Raw genomic sequence first — 21,088 nt, 5'->3', positions numbered from 1 at the left:
CCGTATTGCTTAATACAGAGCCAAGACAAGCTTAGTTAGCTGTGAGTGAACTTAGCTAACTCTGAGTAAGCTTAGGAATTGCTTTAATTGCTTGTGGTCAAGGGCGGCCATATTGTCACACATGCTAAAGATAAGAGACTGCTGATCAGAACTAAGGCGAGTACTTGATAGCCTGAAGAACTTCTCTTTTATCTCTTGCTCAGTAAGCGGATTTTCTGGATTACCTTTGGCAATTGAGCCGGGTGACGTTAGCCTTTCTCCATTTTTTAAAGTGATAATGGCATGGGCCCAACGCTCGGCTGGGAACACAGCGTTATAGTCATCACTCTCACTGATTTGTACCTTTTCACTCAAGGCAATTCGCTCTGGGTTAAAGAGACCAAGGTCAGTTTCGCTAATGGATTCTGGACTAACCTCGTTATCCATAATAGCCGAAGCAACCGAGAAGGGCAGGCTATATTGCGCTTGTTCTGTGGTACTGGGATTAGTCACATGCAGGCGTTTAGCCTGATGGAAGGAGACGATTTCTATGCTTTCAACCTGAGTGTGATCTAAAGGGGTTTCTGCTTGTATCGCGCGCACTGCTTCTACCGCAGGTTGTGCCCAACGACACACAGGATAAGCCTTGAAATATTGCTCTTCTATGTACCAGCGACTGCCAATATCTTGCCATATTTCGGCGACAGCGTGTGCTTGCTCTGGTGAGTTTGATAGGGTATCTGCATCTAAGGTGATTGCTGGTGCGCCAGTAAAGTTTGCCTTGGCTAAGAGGCTACTGGTTATCCCAGCTAATGCGCCCCAACCAGAGCCATCTTTGACCATGGTTGGGTAATCAATACAGCGCATCATTTGGCTTCTTGGGCCATGAAACTCAGCAATCCCTAAGGCTTCGCGGGTTTGGTTTTGATCCAGCTTTAGTAATCTGGCGCTGACTGCCGCGACACCAATACTGTTCCAAGCCCCGGAGGTGTGATAATCCAACGCCGTGGCATGTAGGGCGATACCCGCACGGGTGGCCACTTCATAGCCTATTACCAAACTGGTAATCAGTTCCTTGCCATCAAGGGTTTGGCCTTTTTCGATCTCGTCAGAGATGAGCGCTAGCAAAGGCGGTAAGATAGCTACACCCACATGACCCTTGGTTAAGACTTGGCCGTCATGGGCATCGATACTGTCAATTAAGCTTGCGCCAAAGAGGCTAGCACCACTGACACTGGCATTTTTATCAGAAAACAGCAGGGGCACAGAACCTGCCATTTGATCACTGACAAAGGCTTCCATGATTTTGGCCAGCTTGGTGTCATGGCCTGCTGCAGCAACCCCAAGTAAATCAATCAAACAATCACTGGCTTGTTTAATAAGAGGCTGACTTAGGTCTTCGAATCTTAAGGTATGGATGAACTGATTAATCTGTTCCATAGGAATACACTTTTAAATCTTTCAGTTTGATTGAGTTTTTGGACTAGGTCTTTTTGTCTATGCTTTTTAGCGACGGGGCTGGATCATCTTGAGCCAGTTATCTATTTCTCGCATACGCATCTTAGGCGCAAGATCTGAAGACTTGATTCCCAAAGCAGCGACTGATTCGCTTTCACTGTCTTGTGCCACCTTGTTTAGGTGCTCAGCAAGTTCTGGGTCGGTATTAAACAAACCTTCTCCTGCGACGAGTTCGGCAATGCGCTCTGGGCTTAACTCTGGGTGATATTGCATACCCCAAAACTGAATGCCGTCTCTTTCATAGACAAAGGCTTGCACGGGGGAGTGTTGATTCCCTGCTGTGAGTATGGCGCCAGGTGGCAATTTAGATACTTCATCCCTATGGACACAGCTACAGGCATAATCATCTTCGCGGCCTTGATGAATCGGGTGTTTGGCACCTGCATCAGTCAGCTTAATGTTTTTCGCCATGCCCAACTCTCTACCATTAGGAGAGCTGGCTACTTCACCACCTAGTACCACAGCCCCGAGCTGCATGCCGTTGCAAGAACCTAGGGTAGGAATGCCATTGGCAAAGACTTTTTTCATGGTCTCTCTTAAAGGTGCTGCTTCTGGTTCATCCACAGACCAGTTAACGCTAGAGCCGGTAAAAACCACTCCATCATATTGACTAAGAGAGAGCGTGGTGAGATCTGAATCAGCATGATATGGTTGGAAAAAATCTATGCTCAAGTCTGGTTGGCAAGCCTGTAACGCGGCCGAGTAAGATTGTGAATCACTCAGTTGATCTGCTTGCGCCATTTTCTCTAATAACTCAGGGCTATTGCCTTCGATGATAAGAAGATGTGTCATAAAAAGAACTCCGTTTTCGCGCTTATCTTATTAAACGCGAGCTTTGGCAGAGTGTGGTTAAACCTCTGCATTAGCCTATTAAGGCTGGCTAATGCAGAGCTCTTTTCTCTTTCTTTTTTAGCGTTTCGCTTTAGCTTTCTTTAGCACTGATAAAAGCGCTTATTGAATGCCAACACCTGCTAAGAACTCTTTTGCAGTTTGCTCGATTGGCATACGTAGCACATCAACACGCGCGTTTAGGTCACGCATAATGTTGTCGTCAATCATGCCAGAAAGCTGGTTTAAAAGGCCTTCTAGTGTTGGGTTAGCCGCTAGCGTATCCGCACGAATAACTGGGGTTAGGGCATAGTTAGGGAAGTAGTTTTTATCATCTGCTAAGGTTACAAAGTTAAAAGCTTGGATACGGCCATCTGTAGCAAATACCAAGGCAATATCGACTTGCTCTTCTTTTAGTGCCGTGTAGGTAAGGCCTGAGTCCATGCGTTTGATGTCTTTACGCTTCATCTTAAAACCATAGGCTTTTTGCAGAGGTTTAAAGCCGTCATCACGGGCATAGAATTCAGCGTTTACCGCAATCTTCAAGCCTGCATCACCGTTTACCGCATCAGCAAGGTCGCTCAAGCTTTGAATGCCAGCCTTGTCTGCATCGGTTTTACGCATCGCTAGGGCATAAGTATTGTTAGCAGAAGAAGCGTTTAACCAAACCAGACCTTTTTTCGCGTCTAGTTCTTTTACCTTTTGATAAACCTCATCAGGGTTTAACTTGCCTTTGAACTTGTTGTAGTTCAACAAAGAGGTGCCTGTGTATTCCCAGTAAAGATCCACTTGACCATTTTCCTGTGCTTTACGCAGCACAGTACTGCCCATGCCAGCACGCTTTTCCACATCAAATCCTTTGATCTCTAGGTATTGGGTGGTGATCTCAGTGAGAAGTTGTTGCTCGGTAAAGTTTTTACCACCAATGACAATCTCAGATGCGTTAATCGAGCTTGCAGCCAAAACAGGCAGCGCTAGGGTTAGGGCAAGTTTTTTTACGATTTTCAACATGGACTCTATCCTCGTTTGTTTTTTTGTTGTTTTACTTTTCTTAATTGATAAGTGTGAGGCGGCTATTTAATAGAGAAGGCTAATCGAAATGCTTGATAGCAATCCTCTAATGGCAGCCGCCTAGTGACTAACGTCTTAAGGGATTTACTCCTCTTGGTACGATCAAAAAGGCGATGGCTGCAATTAGCACATCGACAAGTACAGCGAGCATGGCAACCGGTATGGCGCCTGCTAGCATCATGAAGGGTTCATCTAGGTCGATACCGGTAAAGATAAGCTCACCTAGGCCACCACCACCGATTAAGAAAGCCAATGGTGCTGTACCCACATTGATTGCCAAGGCGGTACGAATACCGGCAAAGATGACAAACAAGGCATTGGGTATCTCAACCTTGATGAGCATTTGGCTGGCTGTCATACCTATGCCAGCAGCGGCTTCTTTAAGGTGTGCAGGGACTTCGTTTAAACCGATATAAGTGTTGCGCACTATGGGCAATAAAGAGGCGATACACAGACCAAAAATGGCTGGTAGTGTGCCTATCCCTAAAAAGCTCATGGCTAAGGCAAGGATGGCCAATGTCGGAATGGTGGTACCAATATTGAGCAATTGCATGGCAGACTCAGCCACCTTGGCAAACCTTGGGCGGCTTAAAATAATGCCGATAGGAATCGCCAAGGCAATCGCAATAATTCCAGAGATCAAGACCATTTCGATATGCTGACCGATAAGGTAAACCACATCTTCTTGATACTCCCAAAGCTCTTCGAAAATCGCATTGGCTTCAAATACCGAACCAAGCCAAAAGGCGATCAAGATGCCAAAGAAGTAGCCATACCTTTTCATAGATAGCTGTTTCATAGCTGTCTGTTTCATCTGTGGCACCTCTTAGGCTTTGATCGCAGTGGCAAGGTCATCACCCAGAGGGGCTTGCTCTGCGCTGGCTTGGTAACCATCACGACGGTAAGTCGCCCCTAGATAATGAGTAATGCCTCTTTGGGTAATTTGCCCAACCATGCGGCCTTCTTTGTCGACACAAGGCATCCAAGTGATGTCATGGGTAAACATTTTTGATGCGACTTTTCTCAAGTCATCATCAACACTGATAATGGATTTAAGTCCAAGGTAGTGCTCGCCACATTGCCCTTGCCTTGTTTGAGTTGCTTCTTTGCTGACAAAACCAATAGGTTGTTTCGCCTTATTGACCAGCGTGATGGCATGGTAATAACCACAGGCTTCCATCTTGTTAAAAGCATCACTCAAGCTGTCGGCTTGTGACACATAAATAGGCGGCTCCATTACTTGCTCAACATTAACTAGACGTAAGCGTTTTAGAGCTCTGTCATCACCCACAAAGTTTTTCACAAAGTCGTCTTTCGGGTGAGCCAAGATATCGTCGGGAGTATCGTATTGGATCAGCTCACCGTCTTTGAAAATAGCGATACGGTTCGACATTTTTACCGCTTCATCTATGTCGTGGCTCACAAACATGATGGTTTTCTTCAAGACTTTTTGCATCTTCAAAAATTCGTCTTGAATCACTTCTCGGTTGATCGGGTCGATAGCGCCAAAGGGCTCGTCCATTAGCATAACTGGCGGATCAGCAGCCAAAGCGCGGGCGACACCAATACGTTGTTGTTGGCCACCAGACAGCTCTTTGGGGTAACGTTTTAGGAAAACGGACGGGTCCAGTGCCACCATGTCTAAAAGCTCAGCGGCACGTTTTTTATAGCGGCTGGCTTCCCAACCTAAAAGCTTAGGGACGATGGCGATGTTCTCTTCGATCGTCATATTAGGGAAGAGACCAATTTGTTGGATGACATAACCTATGTTGCGACGCAGGCTAACCGTGTCTAGGCCAGTCGTGTCTTCACCATTGATGTAAACCTTGCCTGATGTGGGCGGCACGATACGGTTGATCATCTTAAGTGTGGTGGTTTTACCGCAACCAGAAGGGCCAAGCAGGACACAAATTTCCCCTTCAGGGACTTCCATTTGAATATTGTTCGCGGCGGTTACTGGGCCGTTAGGGGTGTCAAATATCTTGGTTAAATTATCTATTTTTATCATTTTATTTAATCTCAATAAGCGATGAAGTCAGGGATTAGGCTTGGGCACTCTCTCTTGGTGTCAGCTTCTTCTGTAAAAACATGAGGGAGTAATCAGCGATAATCGCCAACACACTAACGGCGATAGCACCGGCAATAAGCTGTCTTGGATCACTCTGTGATATGCCTCGGCTAATCAATACGCCTAGACCGCCAGCACCGATATAAGAGGCAATGGCCATAACCCCTATGTTCATCACCACAGCGATACGAATACCCGCCATAATGACAGGCGTCGCTAAGGGGATTTCGACCATTCTTAAACGCTGCATAGGGTTCATGCCGATACCGCGAGCGGCTTCTCTCAAGGCAGGATCAACATTGTTTATCGCCGTATAGGTATTGCGAATAATAGGTAGTTGCGAATAAAGCAGAACCGCAATCACAGCAGGCAGATAGCCTATCCCTTGGCCGATAACGGACAATATTGGGATCATCAAACCGAACAAGGCAATAGATGGAATCGTGATTATGATGGAAGCAATATAGAGGACTATATTGGCCATTTTTTCATTTTGAGTGATGGCGATACCGATAGGTACACCCGTGACAGTAGCCAGTCCCACTGCGACAGCGACCAAGGAAATATGCTCAATCGTTAACTTAAGCAGTAGTTCTTGGTTTTGAAATAGAAAATTAATTATTTCCATGCTCTTCCTCAGAATAACTAGCGATCGTTATATAAGACTGAAACCCGTTCAGTCATAACCAGATTAGGGGAATTAACCGCCATTTTTTAAAACTAATACGACATTTTTGATGAAAAAAGCGACATCAGTTTTACGAGGCGCACATAATACCTAAGTTAAGCTTAGTTGCTAGTTTTTCACTTGAGAGGGAAGAGTAAGAGCGGGTGGTTGGGGTTGTTGAGTCGCTAGAAATAAGAAATGAAGAAGAGAAAGTCTTGAGAAAGAAATTTACTCAAAGAAGGAGTATTATTTGCCAACCTTAGGTTCAAGAAGAGCCTATTAAATATCGTATAAAACAGGGAGGTCATATCATGAAAGATCAAACTTCCTTTGTAAAATAAAGCGGCCACTCAAAGGGGGCCTATCATCATGGCTTTGCTGTGCAGTGAGCCTAAATTGTTATGTGATAAGCACTCACTCAGGAAATTAGGTATTTTATGCTTAAAGAAGTAAACGGACAGCTAGTTCAAGTAAGGGCCACAGGGCTTGGGAAAATTCTTCGTATTGTTGTACTGCAAGCTTATGAGTGGGCCGAAGATTTTAAATATTTGGTACAAAAATATACACCAAATGAGATACCAACCGATCAAATTGATATTGATTGCCCTAACTGGAGCGGACGCTGGTTGATTTCCCAAACTTTTACTGCAATGGCTCTTGAAGCATTCTATTACGATTATATTCTTGAGAAAGAATCAAAAAATAAGGCTGAGAAGCAATCCTCTCCAGTCTCAAGGTTTGAATACCTTGCTGAAAACTATCTAGGTCAATCCAACGTGACAGAAAATGATCTTTACCACCAACTAAAAGCATTAAACACCGTGAGGCGACACTGGGTACACAATAAAAGTACAGAGTTCGGAAAATACAAAACTCCTGAAGAGCATTTCAGTCCATCTCAATGTTTAGCTTTACTTGTTAATGTCTTTCTATTCTTTGAAGTCAATGATGAATCATGCACAGCAGCAAAGGTCACTAGAGAAATACTCCAGCAGGAACAACAAAAAATAAAACAAATAATTGAGTCAATCTAATATGAAAATTATATAAAAGAGCCCGCTAGAGGTATCAGAAACTCTGATTACATCTTATTTTTCTCAGCACCTAATTGCGGCATTTTATTTAATTAAAGTTCAGTAAGGATTAGAATGGACCTTCAAACCAAACTTAGTATTGTGAATGCACTGTCAACTTTTCTTGCTGTTGTAGTTGCTTTAGTTTTAGGTGTTTCTCCAAGTGTGTTGAGAAAAGTGAGAGAAAGGCGGCTGGCCATTAAGCGAAGCCATAAACTACTCTCAACTATAAAAATGGTAGTGAAAAACTACCGATTCTATAACCCTCAAAAAGTCATACAGGATGGAGTCACTCAATATCAGTATGATGTAAGTAACATTAAGGGAATGTCTATAAACATAGACTTATATCAAGAAGTGCAGAACTTAAACCTGCTTGCAGAGAACTTACCACTTAATCATAAGTTGGTAGTAACTGAAACTATTGATCTGTTGGTGGCTATAACATCTGGTTTTCCATTCAGTGAGAGTGAGTGGAATCACCTTGAGGAGTTGATTTCTAAATCATTAGAGTCTCTGGAGAAATAGTGTATAAAATTTTATCGAGATATCCTAACAATTAAGTTTTGTCTTAAGAAGGTTTTGAGTTTTGTTAATTGAGGTGATATCATTTTTTTGCTTTTAATAGTTGCTTTAAGTAATTGATTAAAAGGAACTTAACAGGTTGTCAAGTCTAATCGGAAAGCCAAGCAAGCTAACTGAGAAGAATGACAGCAATACATTGAATAGAGTCGTCACAGATGTCTCCAAAGTTATAGTTACAGTATAATTCATATCTAACATGACGTGGCTGAGTCTTCGGGCTTGATGGTTGTCTTAACAACTTGGTTAAGCCGGGGTAAGGCGTAGGGAATTGCCACAGTTCTAAGTCTGCCTCGGTTTTGCTAGGGAAAATAAATGCCTTCAGTTCCTCCCAAATGGTTTCGTAGTAGGGGATATCTTCATTTTGACCTTCCTGTAGGTTATAAGAAAGCTGTAGCTGTTGTTACAAATCCTGATATCGTCGCTAGACATGCCTTCTACCCTTTTATTAATTATACAGTCAAATCAAAAAAAATTAATAAAGACAAAATAACTAACGAATTAAATATATCGTTTAAAGAACGCCCTATTGCATATTCATCTCATATGGATAGTCATATTTATGCTTATTACACAAAAATTCTTAGCAAAAAATATGAAGATAAAATTAGAAATTCAGGCTTAGAAAATTCAATTTTAGCTTTTAGAGGGCTCGGTAAAAGTAATATTGATTTTGCTTACGATGCTTTTGAAAAAATAAAAAAATCTGGAGAGTGCAGTGCTGTCGCACTTGATTTTTCAAAGTTTTTTGACACATTAAATCACAAGTTTTTGAAAGATAGTTGGGCAAGTCTATTAAACTCTTCAAAACTTCCTGCAGATCACTTTAACGTCTATAAATCTATTACAAAATTTTCAACTGTAAATAAACTAGATCTTTATGAGAAATTCGAAATCTCAATTAATAACCCTAAAAATGGTAGAAAACGTGTATGTACTGCAAAAGAGTTTAGAGATATTGTTCGTAAAGGCAATTTAATTGTACCTCATAAAGCTCCGTTTGGTATCCCTCAAGGATCTCCAATAAGTGCCTTGCTTTCGAACATATATATGTTCGATTTTGATATCAAAATGAAAAACTATGTAGATGAGTGTGGCGGTGAATATTATCGTTATTGTGATGACATGTTATTTATAGTACCCACTGAGTTAAGGGATGAAGTCGCAGGAATTGCACAGGAAAAAGTTAAAGAACTAGGGTTATCAATTAACACTGATAAAACCGAATTGCGGACGTTTAAATATGAAAACAGGCAATTAAAAGCTGATCAAATGTTGCAATATCTTGGCTTTATTTTTGATGGAGAAAACATTTATATACGATCATCATCTTTGGCTAGGTATTCTGAAAAGATGAAAAGAGGCGTTAGTTTAGCTAAGAAAACAATGAAAAAATATAATGCTATAAGGGATAATAAAGGCTTATCTAGAGAGTCTCTTTATAAACGCAAGCTTTATAGTCGATATACGCACTTTGGTGGTAGAAACTTCATTACTTATGGACTCAGGGCTGCTAAAAAAATGAATAGCAAAACGATTAAGCATCAATTAAAGCCTTTATGGCGAAGGTTTAATGATGAAATTGAAAAGTTTTAATAAGAAATTTAAAATGAGTTTTCTACTCGTTCTCATACAAAGCATGAGAACGAGTCTGACTCAAAGTTCGAGCGAAGCAAAAACTAAACTGTGGCGTGAATTTCTGCGACAAAGTCATAACAATCACCCGGGAACCAAGAACGGGTAAACTCTACCGGTGTGCCTTCGGCGTTAACCCCGGTTCGTTCGATGTAAAGGGCGGCATCATGTGGGTTGATTTCGAGTAGCTGAGCACGCTGTTCATCTATGCTGATGGCGCGTAAGCGTTGGAATGCGCGGGTCGGTCGGCAGTTTTGCTGTTGTAGCAAGTCGTATAAAGAGCCTTCCATCGCAAAAGGGTTAAGTATGTAGCGACTTGGAATGGTGGCTAGTTCTAATCCCATAGGTTTACCGTCGGCGATACGAAGGCGGTAAAAGCGAACCACTTCTTCATTATCATCGAGTTTCAGGGCTTGGCACTCTTCTGGCTGAGGCATACCAAGGGATCTATCAATCCATTTGGTCGAAATGCTTTTGCCTCTGTCTTTCATGATTTCGGTAAAACTACGCAGGTGGTTTAACGGCTGCTCGACGCGATCGCTAACAAAGGTGCCTGCTCCTTGTCTTTGGGTGAGCACATCTTCTTTAACTAGCTCATCTATGGCACGTCTTACGGTTACACGTGAAACATCTAGGTATTTTGCTAGGTCCCGTTCAGGAGGGAGCGCATCACCTGGGTGTACTCTGGCTTCTTGAATCGATGATTGAATCACCTTCTTCAATTGCATATACAGGGGGACACCTGTCTTTTTTAAGTCATCTCCAAGGCCGAAAAGTAAATTTACGCGATGTTGACTCATACTCTGACTTCCTAAACGGGTTACTAACAGTGGTTTGCCCTTAACACTTTGCTAAGGGATGACCATTTTTCTTTTTAACGCTTATGCTTTGTTAAGCCTTGGCAAGGCCATACCTGCTTTATCAAATAAGTAGGTATCTGCTGCGGCGACGGCAAAACGAATACTATCGCCAGCTTGATACTGGCAATCGCCATCTAGCTTAATGACAATATCTGATTCAGCATTTTGGCCTGTATTCACATAGACATAAGCAAGCTCACCTAGGTTTTCGACTAGTGATACTCTACCTTGGAATTGATTTTCTTCATCTGTGGCTAGTACAAAATGTTCTGGTCGCACGCCTAGTTTCACCTTGTCGGCGAGTTTCAGCGTTTGGCCGTCGATAGCGGCACGAATTGTCGGGCCGGATTCTAACATAAGTTGTACAGAATCTGATTCAATTGATGTGACCTGAGCCGAGATAAAGTTCATCTTAGGGGAGCCAATAAAGCCTGCAACAAACTCAGTTTTAGGATGGTGATAGAGCGAAAGTGGTGTGCCAGCTTGCTCTATACGTCCTTGATTCATTACGACTATTTTATCGCCTAAGGTCATGGCTTCAACCTGATCATGGGTAACATAAACAATAGTAGCGTTAAGTTCTTGATGCAGTTTACCCAGCTCAACTCGGGTTTTAACCCTTAATGAAGCATCAAGGTTAGACAGGGGTTCATCAAATAAAAACACCTTAGGATCACGTACTATGGCACGGCCAATGGCAACCCTTTGTCTTTGTCCGCCGGATAGCTCCCTTGGGAGGCGTTCTAGTAGGTGATCTATTTTTAGTTTCTTGGCGGCTTCTTCTACCTTTAGTTTTACGGCTTGTTTATCTTGTCCGGCAATCTTGAGGCCAAAGGCCATGTTTTTATACACACTCATATGCGGATAAAGCGCATAAGACTGGAATACCATGGCGATGCCACGCTGGGCTGGGGATTGGTGATTCACCCTTTGCCCATCGATATGCAGGTCGCCTTCTGTTATTTCTTCCAAGCCAGAAAGTAGGCGTAATAGGGTGGATTTACCACAGCCTGATTCGCCAATGAGTACCACGAATTCGCCGTCTTTAATGTCTAGATCTATGCCGTGTAGTACTTGCACATCACCAAATCGTTTTTGAATATTATCGAGTTTTACACTTGCCATGAGTTAGTCTCCAACGGTCAAAGTTAAAATGAAAAAGTTTGCGTTATTTGACCGCTCCGCTGGTTAAGCCGCGGATTAGCTGTCGAGAAAAAATGGTATAGAGCACGAGCACAGGCACTATGGCCATGGTGAGTGCAGATAATACTGAGTTCCAATCTGTCACGTATTGGCCTACAAACTGTTGTACTCCTAGGGTGATGGTGCGTGTCTCTTCCCCTGGTGCCAGAATGAGCGGGAACCAAAGGTCGTTCCAAATGGGAATCATGGTAAACACGGCCACAGTCGCCATAGCAGGTTTTAGCAAAGGCAAGATGATGCAGAAGAATATCTTGTATTCACTCACCGCATCGCAACGGGCGGCTTCTTTTAGCTCTTTGGGTATGGTGCGAATAAATTCGGACAGTATATAAACTGCTAAGGGCAAACCTTGGGCGATATAGACGAGCACCAGCGCGGTGAGCGTATTGACCAAATTCAAATCCACCATAAGGCGTAAAATACTCACGGTACCTAATCGGATCGGGATCATAATGCCCATGGCAAACAAGAAGGTAATCAAGAGGTTAGTGCGAAACTTATATTCGGTTAACGCCCAAGCCGCCATGGCGCCTAGTAAAAGCACTAGACCAACCGCAAGCAGAGTCACCACTAGGCTATTCCATGAATAAAGGCCAAAGTCTGAACGCAGTAATACCTGCTCAAAGCCCACTAAGGTGAAGCTGTCCATAGTCGGCATAGCTAGTGGGTCACGGAAGATGGCACGACGTTCCTTAAAGGCGTTAATTATCACCACCAAGATAGGAAACAGGGCAATCACAGTGTAGGCCATTAAGACTCCATGAATGGCAACACTCTTAGGGACTGAACGCCCCAAATTAAAGTTTTTAAATGCTGAGATCATCATGGTCACCTTAAAATTGGAAGCGCTGAATGCGACGTTGAACAAAGAAAAGGAAGAGCATGATGCCAACCAAAATAATGAGGAACATCAAGGTCGCTACGGCGGCACCCATGGTGGCGCTGCCTTCTTGTAATTGGAAACCAAAGAAGGTGCGATAGAAGAAGGTTCCCATCAAATCTGTCGAGAAGTTAGGGCCAGCTAATGCGCCTTTTACCGCATAAATGAGCTCAAATGCGTTGAAGTTGGCAACAAATGTCAAAATGGACACCATAGCGATAGTCGGCAAAATCAATGGCAGTTTGATGTACCAGAAGGTCTGCATTGGGTTAGCCCCATCCACCACACTGGCATCCACTATGTCATCTGGAATGTTTAATAAGGTGGCATAAATAAGCATCATAGGGATACCGACAAATTGCCAAACAGAGATGAAGCTTAAGGTAATAAGGGCTGAGCTTTCTTTACCTAACCAAGCATCAAAATAATGGTCTAAACCAAGGTGATAGAGGAAGTTCTCAGAAATCCCCCAAATTGGGCTTAATAATAGCTGCCAAACAAAGCCGATTATGACTACAGATAACATGGTTGGCATAAAGATAAAGGTGCGATAGCTGCCTGAAAATCTTAACTTAGGCGAGCTTAATAAAACCGCTAATAACAGACCAATAGGGTTCTGTACCAACATGTGGATGATAAAGAATTGGAAGTTGTTAGCCAGGGCATTCCAAAACGCGGATGACCAATTATCGTCACTGATAAGCGTGATAAAGTTTTGTAATCCAACAAAACTACTTTGCCCTTTTTGTTCGTCATAAAGACTGAGAATAAGGGTGTCTAGTAAGGGATATACGCTAAAAGTTAGGTATATCAGAAGGGCAGGCCCTAGAAAAAAAACAATATGCCAAGGGATAGGTTTTTTTTCTACGGCCGACTCTGGGGTAGATTTTGATTTCGGTAAGGTCATACGCCTGTCTCATATTGACGGAAAACCTTAGGGGTTTTCCGTCATTGTTATTGTATTACTGAGTCGATCTTATTGCTGTGGTGCGTACCATGCTTGCAAGCCATCCTGTGCTTTTTTCGCTGCCGCCTCTGGGCTCATGGTGCCATTAATCACCTGAGCGCTGACATTCCATAGGGCATTCTCAAGGTTTGGTGTACCACGAGATAGAATCTGGTAAGAGTTACGTATGGTCGAGTTACACTGGTCTCTCCAGCTGACAAACTCTTGGGCAACCGGATCATTGATCGCAACCTTGTGGTTAGATAATGGGAAGAAGCCAGGTACTGCATTCGCAAACAAGTTGGCAAACTCTGCTGATGCCATCCAGTTTAATAGGGCTTTGGCAGCTTCTTTATTATCTGAATTGGCATTGATACCAATACCAATATCCGTGTGGTCACTGATGTAACAAGCATCGCCTGCTTTTACGACTGGAGGTGGGAAAGCACCAAATTCGAATTCAGCCTGATCGTTAAAGGTTTGGATATCCCAAGAACCAGCTGGGTAGATAGCAGCACGTTCTAGGGTAAAGAGGTTTTGCGAGTCAGAATACTTTTGTGCCTGATAACCACGGCCTAAATAGTCCTTCCATTTCGCCAGCTCTTGCCAAGTTTCAAGATACGCCTTATCCGTTAGCTTGCCTTCGCCTGAGATTAAGGCTTTACGGCCATCTTCTCCTTTCCAGAAGTTAGGGCCGACATTTTGAAAGCCCATGGTTGCTGCTTCCCATTGGTCTGCGGTCCCCATAGAAAGTGGAATATAACGGCTTTCAGATTTAATGGTATCTAGCACCTTATAAAACTCATCTTGAGTCGCGGGTACTTTTAGGTCGAGCTCTTTAAAGATGGCTTTGTTATAGATAAAGCCGTGAATAACTGAGGCAAGTGGTAAGCAGAATTGCTCTTTACCATCATCTGTTACCCAAGCACTTTTTGATACATCAGAGAACTCATTTAAACCATCCAGACCTGCTAGGTTTTCAAGATGACCATTTTGATAAAGGCTTAATGAGGTATCGAATGGGCGACAGGTAATCAAGTCACCCGCTGTACCCGCTTGCAGTTTGGCTTGTAGTGCTGAGTTGTACTCTGCTGGTGGTGTTGGTGCAAAGTGAACCTTGATATCTGGGTGTGATTGGTTAAAAGCCGGAAGGATCACATCGCTCCAAATATTGGCATCATCACTACGCCAACTTTCAATCGACAAACTGCCGCTTGCCTGTACGCTTGTGATAGTGGCTGCAACCAAAGTTAGGCTTATGGCGCTCTGTTTTAGTAGGGTAACGGGTCTAGCTTTTAACATGGCTAACGCTCCAATTTTTAGGTTTAAACCTGAGTTTTTTGTTTTTATTGGTATATGTTTGGTATCTAACTTCGGGTAAAAATTAGCACCAATCGTGCTTGTTGGCAAATAAATAACCGATAAAAATGAAAAAAATTTGGCCTTTTGCTCAAAATGGACTTATATTGGTATCTAAATTAATTGGAGATAGGTATGCGAATTATTATTTTGCCTAATGCCAAAAAAGTAGCCCAGTATGCTGCTGATCGTCTGGCTCAACAGATATCAATAAAGGCAAATAGTGTGTTGGGTTTGGCGACAGGGTCGACACCTCTGGCCTTATATAGAGAGTTAATAAACCGTTACCAGAAGGCAGAGTTAAGTTTTAAGCAGGTTCAAAGCTTTAACCTTGATGAGTACATAGGTATCAGTGCTGAGCATAATCAGAGTTATCGCTATTTTATGAATCATCATTTGTTTGAGCTGCTTGATATACAGCCAGACAATACTCAGGTGCCAGCAGCGAATCTGGCTACCAAATCTGAGCTAGTGAAAAGTGCGGCTGACTATGAAGCACAGATTGCAGCAGCAGGGGGAATTGATCTGCAAATATTAGGGATTGGTATCAATGGTCATATTGGTTTTAATGAACCTAGCTCCAGCCTCGCTTCTCGTACTCGGGTAAAGACCTTATCGCAATCGACAGTCGAGGCGAATAAACGCTTTTTTGCTGAGGGTGAATTTCAGCCTTATCTTGCTTTAACCATGGGAATCGGCACGATTCTAGAAGCGAAAGACATACTCTTATTGGCAACGGGTGAGAATAAAGCCAGTGCGATAAAGGCAATGGTAGAAGGTCCTCTCTCTGCCATGGTGCCTGCCAGTGCTTTGCAACAACATACCAATGTGACTGTCATCATTGATGAAGCGGCTGCGGCTGAATTAAGTCTGAAAGAATATTATCAATGGAGTGAGAAGCAGCAAGACCTGTTAGCAAAGAGTACTTTAACGAAAGACAGGCTAGCACAATCTGAATTGGGAAAAACACATGAATAGCAGTTTGTATTTAGGCGTTGATGGGGGCGGCACCCATTGTCGCGCGCGCTTGGTAAATAGTGATGGCTGCTTTCTAGGAGAAGGCGTGTCTGGCTCTGCTAATCCAAGAATTGGGATTCAGGCTGCGTGGCAAAATATTATGGATGCTTGCCAACAAGCCTGTGACCAAGCGGATTTAAAAGAATCTGATTATTCAAGAGTGCATCTGGGCCTAGGTTTAGCGGGAGCGAATCAAGCATTAGAGCAAGATATTGTTTTGTCTCAGGCTCATCCTTTTGCGGCGGTTTACCTGTTAAGTGATGCCCATACTGCTTGTTTAGGCGCGTTCTCAGGAAAGAATGGCGGCCTGCTGATTTTTGGTACGGGCAGCTGTGGGCTTAATTATCATGATGGTGAATTTGATGTCATAGGTGGCTGGGGATTTCCTGTGTCTGATCAGGGCAGTGGCGCACGTATTGGTTTGTCGGCATTGGAAGCCTCATTAGCGGCCTTGGATGGCATTGGTAGAGAGTCTTCATTGACGCAAGAAATTAACCAAATGTTTTCAGATGATGCCTCTCAATATGTTTTGTTCCTTAATCGCCAACCCTTACCCAGAGAATATGGGGTGTATGCGCCATTAGTGTTTAGACATGCGGCCAATGGCGATGAGGTTGCCTTAGCCATAGTGCAAGAGCATAGCCTTTGGGCCAATCGTTATCTTGATTGTTTGTTGGCGAAAGGGGCTGAAAAAGTCGTGTTAACAGGCGGTGTGTCTACTGCTTTAAAAGCTTATTTACCTAAGCAGTACCTGAATTATTTGGTCGAAGCGGAAGGTGATGCAATGGATGGTGCCATTTATATGGCAAGGCATAAGATAGGGAGGAGTGCAGTATGACACGATTCTTAGTAAATAAGCTGTTTGATGGGGAGCGCTGGTTAAAGCATCAAGTGGTTGAAATTGAAGGGCAAAGAATTAAACGCATTTCCCCAAGAGCAAGTCAGGATGATGGCATTGACCTTGATGGTATTGAGGTAGATAAGTTAGTACCGGGTTTTATTGATGTGCATGTTAATGGTGGTGGCGGTGCCTTGTTTAATCATGAGCCTAGTTTGGTTTCTCTAAATACTATGATTCAGGTGCACGCCCAATATGGCACAGTGGCCATGATGCCGACTTTAATCTCAGATGATTTTAGTATCATGTCTGCTGCCCATAAGGTGATTAATCAAGCGATAGAAAGCGAGATGCCGGGTATTCTGGGTATACATTATGAAGGCCCTTATTTGAATCCTGTACGAAAAGGCGTGCATGACGAAGGTAAGCTGCGTTCGCCTACGGAAGACAAGGTCGCATCATTATTGAGTTTGCCTGAATCGGGTAAGTTAATGGTGACCTTAGCGCCAGAGCAAGTACCTGCGGACTTTGTGAGTTGGCTGGTGGCCCAAGATGCCATTGTTTGTATTGGTCATTCGGCGGCAACCTATGAAGAAGCTATGGCAGCGGTCAATAACGGTGCCCGTGGTTTTACCCATTTATTCAATGCTATGAGTGGGCTAACGTCTCGTGAGCCGGGTGTTGTAGGTGCTGCCCTGCAAACAGGTCATGATACCTGGTGTGGTTTGATTGCCGATGGTCACCATGTGCATCCTGCTGTGATGAAAGTAGCGCTTGCGGCTAAAGGTAGCGAGCGAGTCATGCTGGTCACAGATGCGATTCAAAGTGTGGGTTATGAAGCCAGCGAAATGGCGTTATTAGGTAAAAAGGTGATACGTCATCAGGGTAAAGTAACGACAGAAGACGGCACCCTAGCAGGGTCTGATCTTGATATGGCTAGCGCGGTACGTAATGCGGTAAAACTGATCGGTCTTGATGAAGCCAGTGCCTTGCAAATGGCATCCCTAAGGCCGGCTGAATTTTTAGGTTTAGATGAAGAATTTGGCCGCATTCAAGTTGGATATCGTGCTAGTCTTGTGGCGCTAGATGATGACCTTTTTGTACAGCAAACTTGGATTGATGGGGAGATAGCTTACCAAGCAGAAACCGTTCAAGTTTGACGACTTTTATCCTTAAGTTTATCTGTACTCTTTAGCCATGCTGTTAGAAAAAAGAAGCATTAGAAAGTAGAGTCTCTTGAAATTAGAGTGATTAGAAACTGAACTCTAAAAGATAAGCCAGATATTTGCCCTTAAGCAATGGCTGGTATAGGTATAGATAAACTCAGGATACGTTATGTCGACCCCAGTAAAACTCATTAGCTTTGCCATTGCATTTGCTTGCATCTTATTAGCGCTTAACTTTGGTTTGCGCTCTTCCATGGGCTTTTTTATGGCCCCGATTTCTACCGAATTTCAATATGGCCGAGAAGTATTTGCCTTCTCTCTTGCTCTGCAAAACCTCTGTTGGGGGCTGTTTCAGCCAATTGCCGGTGCCTTTGCGGATAAATATGGCACGGTAAAAGCTGTGGTGATCGGTGCCCTTGTTTATGCTTTGGGCTTGTATGTCACCGCTAATGCCGATGGTGTCTTTGGGCTTAATCTAGGCGCAGGCCTTTTGATGGGGATGGGGATCGCAGCCACTGGCTTTGGTGTGGTATTACCGGCTATGGCGCGAATGGTGAGCCCTGAAAAACGTGCTTTCGCCTTAGGTTTAGGTAGTGCAGCTGGATCTGCTGGACAACTGTTAGTGATTCCTGTGGCACAAGGTTTTATCGAAGCGTATGGCTGGAGCACGGCGCTTCTACTAATGGCAGCTTCGGCCTTCATGATGGTGCTTTTGGCCTTTACCTTTAAGGGTATTAAAACATCAGAGCAAAGTACGGATGATCAAGACAAACAAACCATGTCTGAAGCCTTAAAAGAGGCGAGCCAACATGCCCATTATTGGTGGTTAGTGATTGGCTTTTTTGTCTGTGGTTTCCAGCTCGCGTTTATCACGGTACATATGCCTGCCTTTTTAACCGACCAAGGTTTTGACGAAAGTATTGCGGTGGCAAGTCTGGCCTTGATTGGTTTATTTAATATCTTTGGCTGTTTGTTATCTGGTTCTTGGTCGGGCAAATATTCTAAGAAAATGTTGCTGACCTATATTTATGCTTTGCGTGCAATATCCATTGCCGCCTTCATGTTGCTGCCTATGACGGCTATGAATGTGTATGCCTTCTCGATTGTCACTGGGCTTTTATGGTTGGCGACGGTACCGCCCACTTCTGGTTTGGTGGCGCAGATGTTTGGTCTTAAATATATGGGCATGTTGTATGGCATCGTCTTCTTGAGCCATCAGTTAGGTTCATTCAGTGGTGTTTGGTTGGGTGGTTATCTTTATGATGCGACCGGCTCTTACGATGTGGTTTGGTGGATGGCCGCTGGCATCGCCTTATTAACCGCTGTGATCCATGTTTTGATTGATGAAAGGCCTGTGGCGCGAGTGCGGGCTATGCTGGCGAGCTAGTAGAGAGAATGAGATAAGGGTAAATAATTTAAGAGAAGTAAGAAAGTGTTGGGCGCTATTCGCTTTCAGCACTCTCTTTTTTATTTTTTAGGTTTTTATTCTTTAGTCTTTCTGCTTGAGGTTTTCTTCTTTTAGCCTTTCTTCCTTAAGACTTTTTTCCTTCAGACAAGTGCTGCAAATACAATCTAATTCAAGCTGGGGGCTGAGTAGTTGATAGTCAGCTTCTTTGACTTGCTCATTAAGCTCTTTGACTAGGGCTTGGGCTATGCTGACTTCTTTCACGCTTTGGCAGTTACGACAAATGAGAAACTGAGAGACTTGGTGGGCGCAGTCTTGTTTTATATGGGAGCAGGCAATAAATTTATTTTGTGAGCCAAGCCTGTGAATAAGCTCTTGCTGTTCTAGAAACTCAAGAATGCGATAAACCGACATAGGCGGCATGGATTCTTGGGTTTGCTCTTTATAAAGGTCTAATACTTCGTAGGCTGATAAAGGTATTTTGCTGGCAAGTAGGACTTTTAAAATCTCTTCCCTTTTTACGGTTAGGCGTCCGCCTGAATCTTTACAGCGGTTGGCTGCACTTGCCACTATGTCCTTATAGTCTGAATGTGTCACGCTCACGTTAACCCTTCCTCTTTTAGACAACTTCTTTTAGATAGCACTGTTAAACGGCCTTGGTTAAATGACCTCTACTAAAAAACGGGCTCATTGTACCTGAGCCCTGATAACTTTTGTTTATCTATTCGTTATCTGTTTTTTAGCGATTGCTTAGCGGTTGCTTATCTATTCTCTGGCTTTTTAGGTATTGCTTAGAGAAACCTCTTATTTTGGACCCTGTTTAAATTGCGGCCTAAGACCTGATTGGCTCACATCAGGTAAAACCTGAGCAAAGGCGTTATGGGCGTGTAGGCTTTCCAAGTGTCTTACTTGAATTTCTACCGCTTCATATTTTTCTTTTAATACCTTGCCGAGTTTACGGCTGATATCTTCAACAAAAATCAGATTGCTGCCATTGAGTTCGGCGAAGGCAAGTTCATCCGCTCGTTTGACACTGGTTTGCACAGGTGTGGCGATAATAGTTTCAACTTCTTCGATCAAGGCTACAAGATTGAAGGCGCCTGCTGCTTCGTTAAGTGGCAAGGTGATAAGCGCTAAACTGCGTTGGCTATGAGGTGTCGCTAGGGTGCCATTTTGTTTAAGCCATTGCGCAACTTCTTGAGTCGGAATAGATTCTTGATCTGCAAAGTTTTGGCTAAACTGGTTGGACAAAGTCTCTCTGACAAGGGCGGCAGAACAAGGGCAAGTTGACGAGTATTGGAACTCAGCTTGTAACGACAAGCTAAAGCCCGAGTCTTTACTCAGTTGTGCGCTTAATACCATAGGGTAAGCACGCCATCCCGCTGGGCTCCCACTAACCAGTGCTGGGCGTTGCCATAATAGGTCAAAGGCAAGTTCTATTCTAACGACACTTGAGTCCAAATCACTGTGGCTTGCCAGTACTTGCTCTAAACAATGTTTCAGCGTTTCTGGTTTGAGTGGCTGCTGGGCGAGTTCATTCAGTAGAAAGTAAAGGCGTGACATATGAATGCCCTTAGCTGCATTTTCTCCACCGGGTAGATCAACCGCTATGCTGGCACATGCTTGGCTAGGTAGCTGTTTTCCGGCTTCTTCTAAGCTAATAGGCAGATAAATGTCGTCCATGCCAACCCAATTTATTTTGGGTTGCTGACTGTTAACTTGAGTGTGTGCAACATCAGGCAGTTGATCGATCAAGGTATCTCCTAAATATTTTATCTATTCACTTTGAGGCCTTTGCATGGCTGTTTTGGTCGCGACTTACTGCAAGGGCGTCACTTTAATTGTTTACTTTATAAAACCTTGAATGATATGTTATATCATAACGTAAATAATTAGAATGATTAAATTATGCCTTTTTACTCTCTTGGCTTTGTTGCGCGCTTTGTTCCGCTCGCTTTATTAAGCCTAGTTCTCATCCTTTTAAATGTTGGGT

General features: G+C 43.4%; 20 protein-coding genes. 7 read left to right on the top strand and 13 right to left on the bottom strand.

Annotated elements, in window-relative coordinates; genetic code table 11:
- Positions 1 to 51 precede the first annotated feature (51 nt).
- From OA91_RS09100 to OA91_RS09075, 6 genes are all read right to left on the bottom strand, one after another.
- Complete coding sequence (locus OA91_RS09100) at positions 52 to 1,419, bottom strand: MmgE/PrpD family protein (protein ID WP_063337979.1); 1,368 nt, start codon at positions 1,417 to 1,419, stop codon at positions 52 to 54.
- 66 nt (positions 1,420 to 1,485) lie between these two features.
- Positions 1,486 to 2,289 (bottom strand): type 1 glutamine amidotransferase, encoded by an 804-nt coding sequence (locus OA91_RS09095; protein ID WP_063337978.1) that lies wholly within the window; start codon positions 2,287 to 2,289, stop codon positions 1,486 to 1,488.
- Positions 2,290 to 2,448: 159 nt separating this feature from the next.
- Positions 2,449 to 3,336, bottom strand: a complete 888-nt coding sequence (locus OA91_RS09090; protein ID WP_063337977.1) for a glycine betaine ABC transporter substrate-binding protein — start codon at positions 3,334 to 3,336, stop codon at positions 2,449 to 2,451.
- A 127-nt stretch (positions 3,337 to 3,463) separates the two neighbouring features.
- Complete coding sequence (locus OA91_RS09085) at positions 3,464 to 4,210, bottom strand: ABC transporter permease (RefSeq protein ID WP_082827850.1); 747 nt, start codon at positions 4,208 to 4,210, stop codon at positions 3,464 to 3,466.
- A 12-nt stretch (positions 4,211 to 4,222) separates the two neighbouring features.
- Positions 4,223 to 5,404 (bottom strand): ABC transporter ATP-binding protein, encoded by a 1,182-nt coding sequence (locus tag OA91_RS09080; protein ID WP_063337976.1) that lies wholly within the window; start codon positions 5,402 to 5,404, stop codon positions 4,223 to 4,225.
- A gap of 34 nt (positions 5,405 to 5,438) precedes the next feature.
- Positions 5,439 to 6,092: an ABC transporter permease gene (locus tag OA91_RS09075; protein ID WP_009833974.1), complete on the bottom strand. Its 654-nt coding sequence runs from the start codon at positions 6,090 to 6,092 to the stop codon at positions 5,439 to 5,441.
- Positions 6,093 to 6,568: 476 nt separating this feature from the next.
- Here OA91_RS09075 and OA91_RS09070 point away from each other — a divergent pair, with 476 nt between their 5' ends.
- The 3 genes from OA91_RS09070 (at position 6,569) to drt2 (ending at position 9,382) form a co-directional block, all read left to right on the top strand.
- Positions 6,569 to 7,165, top strand: coding sequence for a hypothetical protein (locus tag OA91_RS09070; protein WP_063337975.1), 597 nt, complete (start codon positions 6,569 to 6,571; stop codon positions 7,163 to 7,165).
- A 114-nt stretch (positions 7,166 to 7,279) separates the two neighbouring features.
- Positions 7,280 to 7,732, top strand: coding sequence for a hypothetical protein (locus OA91_RS09065; protein WP_063337974.1), 453 nt, complete (start codon positions 7,280 to 7,282; stop codon positions 7,730 to 7,732).
- A gap of 369 nt (positions 7,733 to 8,101) precedes the next feature.
- A complete protein-coding gene (gene drt2 / locus OA91_RS09060) occupies positions 8,102 to 9,382 on the top strand; it encodes an antiviral reverse transcriptase Drt2 (RefSeq protein ID WP_063337973.1) in 1,281 nt (426 codons plus the stop codon).
- A gap of 83 nt (positions 9,383 to 9,465) precedes the next feature.
- Here drt2 and OA91_RS09055 read toward each other — a convergent pair whose 3' ends face one another.
- From OA91_RS09055 to OA91_RS09035, 5 genes are all read right to left on the bottom strand, one after another.
- Positions 9,466 to 10,221, bottom strand: coding sequence for a GntR family transcriptional regulator (locus tag OA91_RS09055; protein ID WP_009833970.1), 756 nt, complete (start codon positions 10,219 to 10,221; stop codon positions 9,466 to 9,468).
- 81 nt (positions 10,222 to 10,302) lie between these two features.
- Positions 10,303 to 11,406 (bottom strand): ABC transporter ATP-binding protein, encoded by a 1,104-nt coding sequence (locus OA91_RS09050; protein WP_063337972.1) that lies wholly within the window; start codon positions 11,404 to 11,406, stop codon positions 10,303 to 10,305.
- Between the two features lie 43 nt (positions 11,407 to 11,449).
- Positions 11,450 to 12,307 (bottom strand): carbohydrate ABC transporter permease, encoded by an 858-nt coding sequence (locus OA91_RS09045; protein WP_046015811.1) that lies wholly within the window; start codon positions 12,305 to 12,307, stop codon positions 11,450 to 11,452.
- Positions 12,308 to 12,317: 10 nt separating this feature from the next.
- Complete coding sequence (locus OA91_RS09040; protein ID WP_063337971.1) at positions 12,318 to 13,271, bottom strand: carbohydrate ABC transporter permease; 954 nt, start codon at positions 13,269 to 13,271, stop codon at positions 12,318 to 12,320.
- A 69-nt stretch (positions 13,272 to 13,340) separates the two neighbouring features.
- The gene (locus OA91_RS09035; RefSeq protein ID WP_063338115.1) at positions 13,341 to 14,612 is read right to left on the bottom strand and encodes an ABC transporter substrate-binding protein; all 1,272 of its coding nucleotides are present in this window, start codon (positions 14,610 to 14,612) and stop codon (positions 13,341 to 13,343) included.
- A 192-nt stretch (positions 14,613 to 14,804) separates the two neighbouring features.
- On the opposite strand from OA91_RS09035, the gene nagB reads away from it, so the two are divergent.
- From nagB to OA91_RS09015, 4 genes are all read left to right on the top strand, one after another.
- Complete coding sequence (gene nagB, locus OA91_RS09030) at positions 14,805 to 15,647, top strand: glucosamine-6-phosphate deaminase (protein WP_063337970.1); 843 nt, start codon at positions 14,805 to 14,807, stop codon at positions 15,645 to 15,647.
- Positions 15,640 to 16,524: a BadF/BadG/BcrA/BcrD ATPase family protein gene (locus tag OA91_RS09025; protein ID WP_063337969.1), complete on the top strand. Its 885-nt coding sequence runs from the start codon at positions 15,640 to 15,642 to the stop codon at positions 16,522 to 16,524. Before nagB ends, OA91_RS09025 begins: the two co-directional genes overlap by 8 nt.
- Entirely contained in the window at positions 16,521 to 17,684 is a 1,164-nt protein-coding gene (gene nagA, locus OA91_RS09020; protein WP_063337968.1) for an N-acetylglucosamine-6-phosphate deacetylase, read from the top strand. The genes OA91_RS09025 and nagA overlap by 4 nt, the downstream gene beginning before the upstream one ends.
- A gap of 175 nt (positions 17,685 to 17,859) precedes the next feature.
- On the top strand, positions 17,860 to 19,077 hold the full coding sequence (locus OA91_RS09015) for an MFS transporter (RefSeq protein ID WP_063337967.1): 1,218 nt from the start codon (positions 17,860 to 17,862) through the stop codon (positions 19,075 to 19,077).
- Positions 19,078 to 19,179: 102 nt separating this feature from the next.
- Here the strand turns inward: OA91_RS09015 and OA91_RS09010 are convergent, their stop codons facing one another.
- Together OA91_RS09010 and folE2 are read right to left on the bottom strand one after the other, a co-directional pair.
- A complete protein-coding gene (locus tag OA91_RS09010; protein WP_231870344.1) occupies positions 19,180 to 19,698 on the bottom strand; it encodes a Fur family transcriptional regulator in 519 nt (172 codons plus the stop codon).
- A gap of 201 nt (positions 19,699 to 19,899) precedes the next feature.
- A complete protein-coding gene (folE2, locus tag OA91_RS09005; RefSeq protein ID WP_063337966.1) occupies positions 19,900 to 20,850 on the bottom strand; it encodes a GTP cyclohydrolase FolE2 in 951 nt (316 codons plus the stop codon).
- Between the last annotated feature and the right edge of the window lie 238 nt (positions 20,851 to 21,088).

Origin of the sequence: Marinomonas sp. SBI8L (assembly GCF_001624705.1) — a bacterium.
GTDB lineage: Bacteria > Pseudomonadota > Gammaproteobacteria > Pseudomonadales > Marinomonadaceae > Marinomonas.
This window is presented reverse-complemented; position numbering and strand designations above follow the sequence as displayed.